Annotated in this window: 12 protein-coding genes and 1 tRNA gene; 3 read left to right on the forward strand and 10 right to left on the reverse strand. The window is 63.8% G+C overall.

What is annotated here, in order from left to right; all coding sequences use genetic code 11:
• Positions 1 to 58: 58 nt before the first annotated feature.
• The 3 genes from CVN68_RS00755 to rplU all read right to left on the reverse strand — a co-directional run bounded on the left by CVN68_RS00755 (position 59) and on the right by rplU (position 1,466).
• Positions 59 to 616 (reverse strand): GNAT family N-acetyltransferase, encoded by a 558-nt coding sequence (locus CVN68_RS00755; protein ID WP_199560169.1) that lies wholly within the window; start codon positions 614 to 616, stop codon positions 59 to 61.
• A gap of 174 nt (positions 617 to 790) precedes the next feature.
• Complete coding sequence (gene rpmA, locus CVN68_RS00760) at positions 791 to 1,060, reverse strand: 50S ribosomal protein L27 (protein WP_029935354.1); 270 nt, start codon at positions 1,058 to 1,060, stop codon at positions 791 to 793.
• Positions 1,061 to 1,085: 25 nt separating this feature from the next.
• On the reverse strand, positions 1,086 to 1,466 hold the full coding sequence (gene rplU / locus CVN68_RS00765) for a 50S ribosomal protein L21 (RefSeq protein WP_100280513.1): 381 nt from the start codon (positions 1,464 to 1,466) through the stop codon (positions 1,086 to 1,088).
• Between the two features lie 258 nt (positions 1,467 to 1,724).
• On the opposite strand from rplU, the gene CVN68_RS00770 reads away from it, so the two are divergent.
• Positions 1,725 to 4,304 carry a TonB-dependent receptor plug domain-containing protein gene (locus CVN68_RS00770; RefSeq protein ID WP_100280514.1) on the forward strand — a complete coding sequence of 860 codons (2,580 nt, stop codon included), beginning with the start codon at positions 1,725 to 1,727 and terminating at the stop codon, positions 4,302 to 4,304.
• A 139-nt stretch (positions 4,305 to 4,443) separates the two neighbouring features.
• Here the strand turns inward: CVN68_RS00770 and hspQ are convergent, their stop codons facing one another.
• Positions 4,444 to 4,824 (reverse strand): heat shock protein HspQ, encoded by a 381-nt coding sequence (gene hspQ, locus CVN68_RS00775; protein ID WP_100280515.1) that lies wholly within the window; start codon positions 4,822 to 4,824, stop codon positions 4,444 to 4,446.
• Positions 4,825 to 4,958: 134 nt separating this feature from the next.
• Here hspQ and CVN68_RS00780 point away from each other — a divergent pair.
• Positions 4,959 to 5,048: transfer RNA gene (locus CVN68_RS00780), tRNA-Ser, on the forward strand.
• Positions 5,049 to 5,670: 622 nt separating this feature from the next.
• On the opposite strand, the gene CVN68_RS00785 is transcribed toward CVN68_RS00780, so the two are convergent.
• Positions 5,671 to 5,928 carry a hypothetical protein gene (locus tag CVN68_RS00785; RefSeq protein ID WP_100280516.1) on the reverse strand — a complete coding sequence of 86 codons (258 nt, stop codon included), beginning with the start codon at positions 5,926 to 5,928 and terminating at the stop codon, positions 5,671 to 5,673.
• 909 nt (positions 5,929 to 6,837) lie between these two features.
• Between CVN68_RS00785 and CVN68_RS00790 the strand changes: the two genes are divergently transcribed.
• Positions 6,838 to 7,578, forward strand: coding sequence for an inositol monophosphatase family protein (locus tag CVN68_RS00790; protein WP_158298641.1), 741 nt, complete (start codon positions 6,838 to 6,840; stop codon positions 7,576 to 7,578).
• A gap of 2 nt (positions 7,579 to 7,580) precedes the next feature.
• Here CVN68_RS00790 and kdsA read toward each other — a convergent pair whose 3' ends face one another.
• From kdsA to CVN68_RS00815, 5 genes are all read right to left on the reverse strand, one after another.
• On the reverse strand, positions 7,581 to 8,399 hold the full coding sequence (kdsA, locus tag CVN68_RS00795) for a 3-deoxy-8-phosphooctulonate synthase (RefSeq protein ID WP_199560170.1): 819 nt from the start codon (positions 8,397 to 8,399) through the stop codon (positions 7,581 to 7,583).
• A gap of 11 nt (positions 8,400 to 8,410) precedes the next feature.
• Positions 8,411 to 9,721, reverse strand: coding sequence for an RraA family protein (locus CVN68_RS00800; protein WP_100280519.1), 1,311 nt, complete (start codon positions 9,719 to 9,721; stop codon positions 8,411 to 8,413).
• Positions 9,722 to 9,724: 3 nt separating this feature from the next.
• Positions 9,725 to 10,717, reverse strand: a complete 993-nt coding sequence (locus CVN68_RS00805; protein WP_100280520.1) for a KpsF/GutQ family sugar-phosphate isomerase — start codon at positions 10,715 to 10,717, stop codon at positions 9,725 to 9,727.
• The gene (locus CVN68_RS00810; protein WP_233503501.1) at positions 10,714 to 11,892 is read right to left on the reverse strand and encodes a hypothetical protein; all 1,179 of its coding nucleotides are present in this window, start codon (positions 11,890 to 11,892) and stop codon (positions 10,714 to 10,716) included. Before CVN68_RS00810 ends, CVN68_RS00805 begins: the two co-directional genes overlap by 4 nt.
• Positions 11,893 to 12,266: 374 nt before the next feature.
• Positions 12,267 to 13,160 (reverse strand): LysR family transcriptional regulator, encoded by an 894-nt coding sequence (locus CVN68_RS00815; RefSeq protein ID WP_100280522.1) that lies wholly within the window; start codon positions 13,158 to 13,160, stop codon positions 12,267 to 12,269.
• Positions 13,161 to 13,181 lie beyond the last annotated feature (21 nt).

A 13,181-nucleotide genomic window follows, 5' to 3' on the forward strand; every position in this document is an offset into this window, starting at 1 on the left:
CGCAATGCTATTCGCGATCGGGACGCGTCCGGGCTGGCGATCCTGGCGGCGTGACGGATCACGCCGCCATGCGGGCTCGCGGATCATTGTCGACCGCTCCGGTATCGGCGAGATCGATTTCGAAGCGGGCCGACGGCACCGGGGCGCCGCGGCCGCGCGAATAGACCTGGGTCCCCCGCCCGGTGGGGCGGAAGCCGAGCTTGCGCAGAACGCGTCCCGAGGCCGGGTTGTCGAGGAAATGCCCCGCGCCGACGTGCCGAATTCCGACCGCACGTGCTGCGCGCAGCACGGCCGCGCCGGCCTCCGTGGCATAGCCGCGCCCCCAGGCATCGGGCGTTATCCAATAGCCGAACTCATGCGGTTCATCCTCGAACGGTCCGATACTGGCGACTCCGATCAGCCGCACTCCGCCGCCCTGATGCTCGAAGATCAGGAACTTGGGCTCCAGCGGCTCCCCGAAGCCCGCCGCGAAGGTTTCGGCCGCCTCGATCGTATAGGGCCAAGGCGCGCGGGCGAGATTGCGCACCACGCTTTCATGCCCGATCGCGCGGGCGAGCTCGGCGGCATCCTCGCGCCAGCCGGGCCGTAACGTCAATCTTTGCGTACGCACGAACATGACCAGTCTCCTCGGTCTAGCGGTGCCCCTGACGTGTCACTGTGACAGCCAGTTTGCAGTCGCATTTCGAGGGAGCAATAAAAAAGGGAGCCGGGGTGACCCGTCTCCCTTTTCAGCTGGTCCGTTCGCCGGACCCGGGTCACCCTGGTGGGCAACCCGTCCGGTTACCCGATGTTATTCGGCTGCTTCCGCAATCATGTCTACCGAACAGAATTTGCGGCCGAGCTTGCCGACCTTGAACGACACGCGGCCGTCGGTAAGCGCAAACAGGGTATGATCCTTGCCCATGCCGACATTCACGCCCGGATAGATCTTGGTGCCGCGCTGGCGCACGATGATGTTGCCCGCGATCACGGCTTCGCTGCCGAACTTCTTGACGCCGAGACGACGGCCTGCCGAATCGCGACCGTTGCGCGAAGAGCCGCCTGCTTTCTTATGTGCCATTTGCTATACTCCTCGTGTCTTGCGATCAGGCTTCGGCAGCCGGAGCTTCCGCCGGGGCGGGAGCAGCATCGGCCTTCTTTGCCTTCGCAGGCTTCTTCTTCTCTTCCTGCGCACCGATCGCGGTGATCTTCAGGATCGTGTGGTTCTGGCGATGGCCGTTCTTGCGGCGATAATTGTGCCGACGGCGCTTCTTGAAGACGATAACCTTGTCCGCCTTCGCCTGCGCGACGATTTCGGCCGAGACGGTCAGTCCCTCGACCGACTGCAGGTCCGAGCCTTCGCCGGCGAGCAGGATGTCGGTCAGCGAGATCGACGAACCCGCCTCACCCTCGAGCTTCTCGACGACGATCTTGTCTCCGGCGGCTACGCGATACTGCTTGCCGCCCGTGCGCACGATAGCGAACATGGGTCTCTTCTCTAACAAAAGCATGTGCCCGCCAAGGAATGCCTCGGCAGGAGGAAGGGCGCAGCTAAGGGAAGAGGGTGTGGAAGTCAACCGCCGCGCAGGCGATTCTTTGATGTTTGACGTCACTGTGACACCGGCCGTGGCGACAAGAAAATCTATACCGATCCGGAGGAGGTTTCGGGTTCGTTCCGAGGCGATTGCGGAGCATGTTGCTGGAATCAGGGTAGGTTGTACCTGAGGCTTCCAGGAGAGTAGCCCATGTTTTCACGTATTTCCCCGCTTCTTGCGGGCATTTCGTTCGTCGCCTTCGCAACTTCGGCGGCCGCGCAGACCGCGGATCCTGTGGCTGAAGAAGCGGCCGGCGAGGATATCGTCGTCACCGGCTCGCGCGTTGCCGAGCGCAGCGTCGCCGACAGCCCGGTCCCTGTCGACGTGATCGGCGGCGAGGCGCTGACCAGGTCGGGCGCGACCGAGACCAACCGCGTGCTCCGCGATCTGGTGCCCTCGTTCAATTTCCCTCAGCCGTCGCTGGTCGACGGCACCGATTCGCAGCGTCCGGCGACCTTGCGCGGCCTCGCGCCCGATCAGGTGCTGGTGCTGGTCAACGGCAAGCGCCGGCACCAGTCGGCGCTGCTCAACCTCAACGGTTCGGTCGGCCGCGGCTCGTCGGCCGTCGATCTCAACGAGATACCGGCGATCGCGATCGACCGGGTCGAGATCCTGCGCGATGGTGCGTCGTCGCTTTACGGTTCGGATGCGATCGCCGGGGTGATCAACCTCCGGCTGCGCCGCAGCGAGGGCGTGCGCGCCAGCATCACCTATGGCAAATATCTGACCTCTATGGACGGCGTGTCGGACGTGACCGGTGTGGCCAATACCGGCGGGATCCCGACGGTGCTCACCCCGGGCGGCACCAACAACGACATCCTCCAGCTCAATACCGGCGGCGAGCGCGAGCGCCACGACGGCGACACGCTGACCCTGGCGACCAATTTCGGGCTGCCGGTGGGCGCGGGAGGCTATCTCAACCTCACCGCCCAATTCCGCGACCGCGACCCGACCAATCGCTCGGGCGCCGATCCTCGGCGGCAATATCTCACCGCCGGCGATCCGCGCGAACTGACGATCGACCGCTTCACCCATCGCTACGGCGACGGCGAGGCGATCGACTATAATCTGTTCGCCAATGCCGGCTACGAATTCGGCGGCGGATTCGAGCTCTACGCATTCGGCAGCTACGGCATCCGCGATGCCTCGGGCGGCGGCTTCTATCGCCGTGCCAACGATGTGCGCAATCGCGACTGGTCGGCTTCGACCACGAGCTTCGTGCCGATCTATGCCGACGGGTATCTGCCGTACATCGCCACCGAGGTCGAGGACGTCTCGGGCGCGGTCGGCATTCGCGGCGATGTCGGCGGCTTCACCGGCGATCTCTCGGTGGTCTATGGTTCGAACCAGCTCGATTATAAAGTGACCAACAGCGTCAACGTCTCGCTCGGCGCGGCGAACAGCCCGCGCAATTTCTATGCGGGCGGGCTGCGTTCGGGGCAGACCGTGGTCAATCTCGACCTCAGCCGGAAGTTCGACTTTGCCGGGCTGCAATCGTTCGGCATCGCGTTCGGCGGCGAATATCGCAACGAGAATTACAAGATCGTCGCGGGCGACGTCGCCAGCTACGTCAACGGACCGTTTTCGGCGGCGCCGTTCAACGCCGCAGGCGGATCGCAGGTGTTCCCCGGCTTCCGCCCGAACAACGCGACCGACGTGTCGCGCAACAGCTGGGCCGGCTATGCCGAGGCCGATGCCGACGTGACCGACTTCTTCTCGGTCCAGCTTGCCGGGCGCTACGAGCATTATTCGGACTTTGGCGATACGTGGAACGGCAAGATCGCCGCGCGGCTCGAGCCGGTGGAGGGCATCGCGATCCGCGGCTCGGTCTCGACCGGCTTCCGCGCGCCGAGCCTCGCCCAGCAATATTTCACTGCGACCTCGACCGTGTTCACCGGCGGCAATCTGATCGAGACCGGCACTTTCGCGGTTTCCGATCCGGTTTCGCGGGCGCTCGGCGCGAAGGATCTGGAGCCCGAGAAGTCGACCAATCTCGGCGCGGGCGTGGTCTTCTCGCTGGTGCCCGGGCTCACCCTCACCGCCGACTATTACAACATCAAGATCCGCGATCGTGTGGTGCTGAGCGAATCGCTGAGCGGCGCGGCGGTCGTCGCATTGCTCACCGGCGCGGGGATCACCAACGCGACCTCGGCGCGGTTCTTCGTCAACGGCGTCGATACGCGGACGCAGGGCGTCGATGTTGTGGCGACGTACAAGGTGCCCGAGTTCGGGGCGGGGCGGTTCACACTGTCCGCGGGGTATAACCACAACCAGACCAAAATCATCGATCGCGCCTCGCTGCCGTCGCTGCCGGGCCTGATCGTGTTCGGCCGTTCGGAATCGCTCCGCCTCACCGACGGCCAGCCGCGCGACAAGATCAATGTGTCGCTCGATTGGGATGCGGATCCGGTCGGGCTGACGGTGCGCACCAACCGCTATGGCCGGGTGCTCTCGACCGGCAGCTCGACCGCTCTGACGATCCCGGCGGGGCAGGGTGTCGCCGATTACTGGCTCGAGCCGAAATGGATCACCGACGTCGAGCTGCGTGTTCAGGCGTTGCCCGGCGTGCAGCTGGCGGTGGGCGCGGACAATGTGTTCGACGTCTATCCGACCAAGGCACCGGCAGGCGGGGTGTACGGCAACAACAATTATTTCCTGCCTTATTCGTCCTTCTCGCCGTTCGGGTTCAACGGACGCTTCGTCTATTCGCGGATCGCCTTCACCTTCTGACGCGAACGTTCCCCTCCCGCTTGCGGGAGGGGTTAGGGGGGACGCCCCGAGCGCGATACAGCCAGCGGCCAAGCCCCTCCCCCGACCCCTCCCGTAAACGGGAGGGGGGCGCAAAAAGCGAGCGCAGTCCGCCGCGGTCCTAGTGCCGGTGGTGGGGCTTCAGCTTGTAGCGGCCGCCGGCATAATGCTCGAACAGGCCGCTGATCGCGGGGTGGTCGACCGGCTCGTCGGTGTCGTCGACGACGAGGTTCTGCTGGCTGACATAAGCGATGTAGCTCGAGTCCGAATTTTCGGCGAGCAGGTGGTAGAAGGGCTGGTCCTTGCGCGGACGGGCATTCTCCGGGATCGCGTCATACCATTCGTCGGAATTGGCGAAGACCGGATCGACGTCGAAGACCACCCCGCGGAAATCGAACAGCCGGTGCCGCACGATATCGCCGATCGCGAAACGCGCGGAAGAGACCGGCGGCATCGGGACGGCGGCTTCGAGGGGAAGGCTGGATACTGGCTGACGCGGCATGCCAATAATTTAATGCTTATGCAGCGCGGTACAAGCACCGCGCTTGCGGGGCTCGATTCATTGCGCTAATGGCCCGCCCTCATCGACCGGTGGCGCTCGTCGGAAACCCCGACAAACGACATCAAAGACCTCGCGGAGAGGTGGCAGAGTGGTCGAATGTACCGCACTCGAAATGCGGCGTGCCCTCACGGGTACCGTGGGTTCGAATCCCACCCTCTCCGCCACTTCCTCATTCTATCCGACTGATATCGAAGGAAACTTCTCAGTGGGGGGATTTCGGTCCCACTGACGGTCCCATTTCCATTCCACGATTTGGTGGAATGTCTTCGGACTTTCTTGGCCGCGATCTCGGTCACGGATGGCCAACGCACCTTGGAGCCTCGCAAACTCCCCTGTGGCCTGGAGACAGAAGGCCGTCAGTCCGCTAACGCGCACTTGGGGTCGTTGCAGGGCGGAACAGCTGCTCTTAAAAGCGGTCATCAATATACCGGTTAGACTGTCCAGCCGGTCAGCGTGAGCAGAGCAAGGCCCATGCGACGAACGTCGCCAGCTTGCGGGCTCCAGTCTTTTGCGAACTGGTAGCCACGCCGGTCGACGACTTCGACAGGTCGGACGTCTCCCACCCTTCTGCCGGTTCCGGGCACTGCACGATCTGGACCTGAGGACGAGCCATCGTTCTTATTGGCCTCACTGACAGTCCGGTCAGCACCGCCAGAGTCAGTTAAGGTATTGGCGTTAGCGAGGGCAATCCGGTGTCAAGCAACCAACTCATAGCCAGCCCGCAGTGCAAGCGCCGCAGGATCAAGTGTATCCACACCAGCTACGTTCGATAGGTATCCACACCAGCTACGTTCGATAGTATGCAAATGCCTTTTGATAGTCTCCTTCCGGAACGCCATCAAAAGGCTCCACGCTATCCACCCTGAACTCAGCCCTACCTATGTCTTGTTCTGAGAAATTCTTGACCAACATTAATGACATAACTGCCAAAATTGCTTTACGCTCTGCATCCTTTTCATTTGGCACATCGACAAATTGGGCGTTAATAAACCCCTCGCTGTCGTCGATCTTGAGTGAACAATCTATGATGACCCTGAATAGCACCGAAATCCTCTCTTAATGGGCGCCGCTTCGTCTACGCTTGCGGGCTTCCTCGCGAGCCTCTTGCTCCGCTTCGAGCCGAGTAGCCGCCCGCTCCTCCCGAGACCGTTCCCTTCCCGAACCATCGCAACGATATAGCTCTTGGCACACGCTAAGCCCACCATGGTTGAAGGGGTCGGCCGCATCCAGAACCTCACCCACCTTGTCCAAAACATATATTCCTCCGGCGATCAGAGGGGACAGATCCCAGAAGGAATGAGAACCATTTTGAGGTGCGGAATGCGCATGCGGCTTTCCCCGCGCGCCGGAGCCATCTGTTAGGTCGTGTCCCTTTTTGTCGATCGGCACGCGCTTGGTTCCGGAGGCAGCCCGTTGGGCCGCAATAGATGCTTGCCTGGTTGTAACTTGCACATCTTCTCCGCGTCTGAGCGCGCGCACGGCTTCTTTCTTGTCCTGGATTGGCGCGACCTTCTTCAGGCCACCGCTCACACGCTTTACTATCCAGCCCCAGATGCTCTGTGTTCCACCCTCTCCGCCACTTCCTTCTCCTGACGGTCCTATCTACCTTCACCGATTGCAATAGTGTCCAAGGTGACGGCTTTCCGCGACCTCCCGGCGATCGGAAGGCCAGGGCGCTTCGGAGCTCCCGCAAATCTGTCCGCCGTCTCAAAGCAGGCAATTGGCAGTCCGGTCGAGGCCTGACCGTCCCTCGCGGAAGATCGTTAGACACAGGCGTCGGGTCCGGCGGGGTTCGGCGCCCATATCCGCGACGCTCCATGGGCAGATCGCGAAGTTGCGCGCCGCATGCTAGGAGAGCCCATGCATGAACCCGGCTCTTCCCTGCGTCCTGGTGTGACGTCTCTGCCCGACGCGATCGCAACAGTCCTGCGTGAGGCTGCGGCGATTGCAGTGATGCCTCGGTACCGGCGGCTGGCGGTGGGGGAAGTCGAGGAGAAATCCCCTGGCGACCTCGTGACGATTGCCGATCAGGAAGCCGAACGGATTATCGCGCAGGGTCTGAAAGCGATACGTCCGGCTGCACGCTTCATCGGCGAGGAGGCATGCAGCCGCGATCCTTCCTTACTGGACAATCTCGCGAGCGGATCGGCATGGATCGTCGACCCGATCGACGGGACCGGCAATTATGCGGCGGGCCGCCCGCCGTTCGCCTTGATGGCCGCCTTGATCGAGGACGGTGAGACTGTGGCTTCGTGCATCCTCGATCCGATCGAAGACCGGCTCGCTGCGGCAGAACGCAATTGCGGCGCTTGGCTGGATGGCGCGCGCATCGCGCCGGCAAGCGCCTCGCCCGAATTGCGTGCGATGACCGGGATCGTCAGCGACTTTTCACGCCCGCCGGCAATGGTGTCGCGCGTTGCGGCGCTCGCGGCGCAAGTTGCCGAAGCCGTGCCGACGCGTCGCTGCGCCGGGGACGAATATCCGCTGGTCGCGACCGGAGCGCGACACTTCGCGCTCTATTGGCGAACCCTCGTCTGGGATCACGCACCCGGCGTGCTGTTTCTCCAGGAGGCCGGCGGCGTCGCGGCCCGGCTGGATGGCCGTCCCTATCGCGCCGCCGATGCAACCGAGGCCATCCTGCTCGCGCAGACGCCCGCGATCTGGGAACAGGTCGCGGAGGTCCTGCGCGGCTGAGATCAGCTCTTTGCCAGGCGATCGAACGCCTGCAGCCGCGCCAGAAGCGCGGGCATCTCCTTCAACGGGATCATGTTAGGCCCATCGCTCGGAGCGACATCGGGATTTTCATGCGTTTCGATGAAGACCGCGGCGACGCCCGCCGCAACGGCGGCCCGCGCCAGCACCGGCACGAACTCGCGCTGGCCGCCCGAGGTCTCGCCCTGGCCACCGGGCTGCTGCACCGAATGCGTCGCGTCGAACACCACCGGAAAGCCGGTCTCGGCCATTATCGGCAGCGAGCGGATGTCGGTGACCAGCGTGTTGTAGCCGAAGCTGGCGCCCCGCTCGCACAGCATCACGCGTTCGTTTCCGCTCGCGACGAGCTTGGCCACGACATTCTTCATATCCCAGGGTGCGAGGAACTGGCCCTTCTTGACGTTGATCGCGCGGCCGGTCTCGGCGGCGGCGACCAGCAAGTCGGTCTGGCGGCAGAGGAATGCCGGAATCTGCAGGACGTCGACCACTTCGGCCACCGGGGCACACTGGCTCGCGTCGTGCACGTCGGTGATGACGGGGCATTCGAAGCGGTCGCGAATTTCGGCGAAGACGTCGAGCGCCTTTGCAAGTCCAATGCCGCGTGCCGAACCGATCGACGTCCGGTTGCCCTTGTCGAACGATGATTTGTAGATGAGGCCAAGGCCAAGCCCGTTACAGATTTCGGTCAGCGCCGCCGCCATTTCGAGCGCGTGCTCGCGGCTTTCCATTGCACAGGGGCCGGCGATCAGCACGAAGGGCTTGTCGTTGGCGATCTCGAGTTTTCCGACCTCGACCGTCTTCATGGTGTTCATCCTCAAAATGCTCCGCACTCGGCCAGAATCTCGCCGACATCGCGCCCGCGCGCGGCGTACATGCGAATGCGTGCCTCGTTGCCCATCACGTCCCAGGCGGCGGCTTCGACTTCGTTCCACCGCGCACGTGGCACGACGATGACGCCGTCCTCGTCGGCGAACACAACGTCGTCGTTGCATACCTCGACGCCGCCCATCTTGATCGGGCGGTTCATCGAGCGCAGCGTGCCCTCATATTTGATGTCGTTGCAGTGCGTGACGCGCGCATAGACCGGAAAGCCGAGCGCGCGCACGTCGGCAGTGTCCCGCGTGGTCCCGTCGACAACCGCGCCGACTGCGCCGGAGCGGATCGCCAGATTCGCGTTGAGATCGCCGAAATAGGCACGGTCCGGCACATCGGTGGCGACCATGATGACATCGCCGGGCCGCACGAACCGATAGGAATCGAGTGCGCCGTAGATGCCTTTCCAGCCATCCACAGGATCGTCGGCGCCAAGGCCGCCCAGCTCGATCGTCTTGGCCCGGCCCAGCAGCTTTCCGCCGCTCGTCGGGCGCAAATTGGGCGGCAGGATCGCCGGGATCTTCTTGTCTTTGCAGATGTCGGCTAGCACCGTCGACGACAAATGCGAGATCATCGCACGGAAGCGCGTCACTTCCGCGGCCCGCTGCCCGGCGGCGATCGTCTCTGCGATCATCAGGTCCGAACCCCGGTTGATGTCGATCTGCTCGATTGGATCGAGCTCGAACAGGAGGGCGCGCGTGCCGAAACGGCGGGTCGGGACGGTGCCGGACGCCGGTTTGCGGACGATGTAGAGGCTCATCGCCTCGATTACCGTGGCCGGGAGATCGACGCTGTTCGGGATACGGCCGGTGCCATAAGCCGGGGTGTCGCCATCCCAGCAATATTGCTTGGCGCGCGTCACTGCGACCAGGCTGTCCGCTTCCGGATCGGCAAGCAAGGCCTCGATCGCGCGGGCGATCGTCGCGGCGGACACGAAGGGTGCGGTGCACAGGATCTGGACCCAGATATCCGCATCGGGGCGCTGGCTGCACTCCCAGGCAAACATCTCGTGGCCGTCGGTGGCGTTGCTGGCGAGCGCTGCAGGACGGGCCAGCCGGGTTACCGGCAGGTCGGTCGCCAGGTCGGCGAGCGTATCGGATTCGGTGTCGAGGCAGACCTCGGTGATTGCCGCACAATCCAGCGCCTGTCGCAGCTTGCGCTTGAACAGATAATCGCCGTCGAGCACGGCGAGATTCTTGTCGGGAACCCGCTCGCTATGGCCTTTGGCGGGTACGAAAGCGACGATCTTCATGGTTCAGCCTTGCATCAGATCATTGGTGTGCAGCATGCCGACGAGCACCCCCCCGGCATCGACGACGGGAAGGACGAGCCATGCCGCCGAGGTCGCACTGCGCATCAGCAGGACGTCACCGACATTGGCACCGCTTCCGACAACCTGCGGGCTGGTTTGCATGATCGCTCCGGCGGTCGCCGTCTGAATGTCGCAGCCGGACTGAAAGTGTCGACGCACATCGCCGTCGACGACCAGACCGACAAGGCGATCGTCACCATCGACGACACCGGCGGCGCCGAGGCGCTTGCTCGACATCACCGCAAGAAGATCGACAAGCGACGTGGATCGCTCCACCTTGGGCAAGTCGTCGCCCTGATGCATCAAGGTGGACACGGGGATCATCTGCCGGCCGAGCAGGCCGGCGGGGTGATGTCGCAGGAAATCTTCGCGAGTGAATCCGCGCATGCGGCTCACCGCCACGGCCAGCGCATCCCCCACGGCGAGATGCAACGTGGTGCTCGACGTCGGCGCCATGCCGATATGGTCGGCCTCACGCTCGACCTCGGCGGGAATGAGATGGTCGACCGCACGGGCGAGCGGCGAGTCCGCGCGGCCGAGAATTCCTACCAACAAGCAGCCGCGCGCCTTCAGCAGCGGCATGATCCGGATGATTTCCTCGGTCGCGCCGCTGTTCGACAAGATCACCACGACGCTGTGCGATTCTACGGCGCCAAGATCGCCATGCGCCGCTTCCGCCGCGTTGACGAACAATGCCGCGGTCCCCAAGCTCGAAAACGTCGCTGCGAGCTTGGCGGCGACGTGCCCCGATTTGCCGACCCCGAGCAGGATGATGGGCCGCGTCTGCCGCGCGATCAGCGCAACTGTCTCGGATATGCCGGGCAAGGGGTGGCGCAGGAAATCCGACAGGGCGTTCCGCTCCGCGGCGATCACGTCGCGAAACCATGCGGTCGCGAGGTCGGACGAGGCCGGGGAAATTGCGGTCAATGCGTTCATTGGCTGTCCCGTGCCGCCATGGAGGTGAAGTGTGCGAAGCTGCGTTCCCAACGCGCCGGGTCGACCGGCCGGTCGAGCCGCGCGAGGATGTCCGCCGCTGTCAGCTCCGGATCGTTCGGATCGAGCACATTGTTTGCGATGTGGAAGGCAAACCAGGTCCGCGCAGCGTCCTCATCGGGCCGGCGCGCATTCCCCGCGGCGACGGCGGCCAGGAATTCTTGCGTATCCGAATAAGCGTGGAGCCATTCGCCGGTCTTGAATTTTGTCCGGCGCAGCATCGGCGTGCCGAAGAAGCCAGCCATCGCATAGACCTTCGAATCGCCGACGAGCATGCCGTCCGCATGGCACGCGAGCAGCGCGGTGGTGTTCTCGCCGTCCGGCCCTACGCCCGGGAGCAACCGCATCCGCGAGCCGTGCGACGCGATCTCGGCCTCGAGCGCGCTATTGTCGACATGCTTCTCGTTCAGCGGATGATTGGTGATCGCAAGAAAGAACGACTCGTCGATGCTTTCGGCGAGTTCCGCAATCAGACGGTGGTTCGGCGCCGCGCCCACACGGTGGATGGGGAAGAAGTTTTCCTCATGCTCATACTCGAGCGGGAGCGCGAGAACCGGACGGTCGGAGGGTAGTTCGGCCCATTTATGGAACGTCTTGCACATCTGTCGCGTCGGTGTCGCAGGCCCCTTTAACGCGCTCCAGACCGGCGCGATCAGGCGGTCGAGCGCAGCCCGGGCAGCATCGTCGAGCTCGGGCAGCAGCCCGTGATCGAATGGATCTTCCTGCAGGATCACCCAGTCCTGCGGCAAGGGTAGAGGCGCCGCGCCGCCTTCCATGAGGTGGCGCACGATTCCCGGAAATTCGCGCACCGTCTCATAGTCTGCGGACCGGCAAAGCACATAGTCCGGCGCCAGCGACCTGGCGAAATCGACGATGCCGGCGCGCTCGGTGGTCGCGGTCCGCATCGACGGGTGGCTGTCGCCGTCGAAGATGTGCCAGTGGACCTGGGGCAAGTGCGTCGCCGCGGCGAGCTCGCGTGCCCCGATGCCGGTCCCCTTCCAGGGAACCGGAGCAAGGACGTGGGTCTCGTGTTCCGGAGCCAGGCGGCGAATTAGGGGTTCGACGATATTATCGAACCACCAGGGGGTGACGACCGGCAGGTAAAAGAGGATCTTCACGCAGCGTCCCAGCCTGGAATTTGAGCATCTTTGTTGTTCTCGGTGCCCGCTTGCGCGAACGCGTCCTCTGCAACGCCATCGACCATCCGCAACGATCCGAAGAGCATCGCTACACAGACATTATAGAGCCTGAACTGCTTGCGATGGACGTCGGTGGGAAAAAATTGCCTAGGGTCAAACCTCGTTTGATCCCCTCGGCAACGGCGGCGGCGAGAGCGATTCCGGCGAGGTAATTGCAGGCGTGGCGACCTATCGAGTGGCGATACGCCGCCAGTTCCTGCAGGGTGCCCGAGATCGCCGTCCGATCTGAACCCGTGGTTTTGCCCGGTCTGCGTGCGGGATGCGGCGGGAAGGAGCAGGACGAGCAGGCAGGCTCAATCGCGATAGCGCAGTATGTCGATGACGGCCGCGAGCGCAGGGGATCGCTGGCGCCTGCTGGGGTAATAAAGATGATAGCCCGGAAAGGGCGGGCACCAGTCGCCGAGCACCCGTACGAGGCTTCCGGAGGCTAGGTCTGACAGGACATAATCCTCCATGATATAGGTCAGGCCGGCGCCCTCGAGAGCCGCGAGGCGCTGCAGTCGCATGTCGTTTACAATGAACCTGGGCTCCACCCGCACATTCACGGAACGACTATCCTTTTCGAGGTCCCACACGGCTACGCCACCATGCGTCGGGAAACGCAGGCCGATGCAGGCGTGCGCGGACAGGTCGCCGGGCTCGCGAGGCACGTCTTTGCCGGAAAGATAGGCAGGGGATCCAACCACCGCCATGCGCAGCTCTGGTCCGATCCGCACAGCGAGCATGTCCTGGGCCAGTGTCTCGCCGAGGCGGATGCCTGCATCGAACCCGTCCGCGGCGATGTCGACAAACCCGTTATTCACACTGATCTCGATCCCGAGGCTGGGATAGAGAGGTAAAAGCCTCGCGAGTTGCGGCGTCAGGATGGTTTCGGCGGGATGATCACCTGCGGTGATCCGGATGGTGCCAGCTGGCTTGTCACGAAGCTCGCTCAACCCGTCCAGCTCGATCCCGACTTCGTCGAAGTGCGGTCCCACACGCTCCAGCAAGCGCTGGCCCGCCTGCGTAGGCGATACGCTGCGGCTCGTACGCGTGAGGAGGCGTACGCCCAACCGCTCCTCCAGTTTCCGGATGGTGTGGCTCAGCGCCGAAGGCGACACGCCTATCTGGGCCGCCGCGCGCGTGAAGCTGCGCTCCCGCGCGACTGCCAGAAACGCCACCAGGTCGGCCATTGTTTCACGCCGCATCGTTGAATCCTGCTCAATGCT

Source organism: Sphingomonas psychrotolerans (assembly GCF_002796605.1).
Classification (GTDB): Bacteria; Pseudomonadota; Alphaproteobacteria; order Sphingomonadales; family Sphingomonadaceae; genus Sphingomonas; species Sphingomonas psychrotolerans.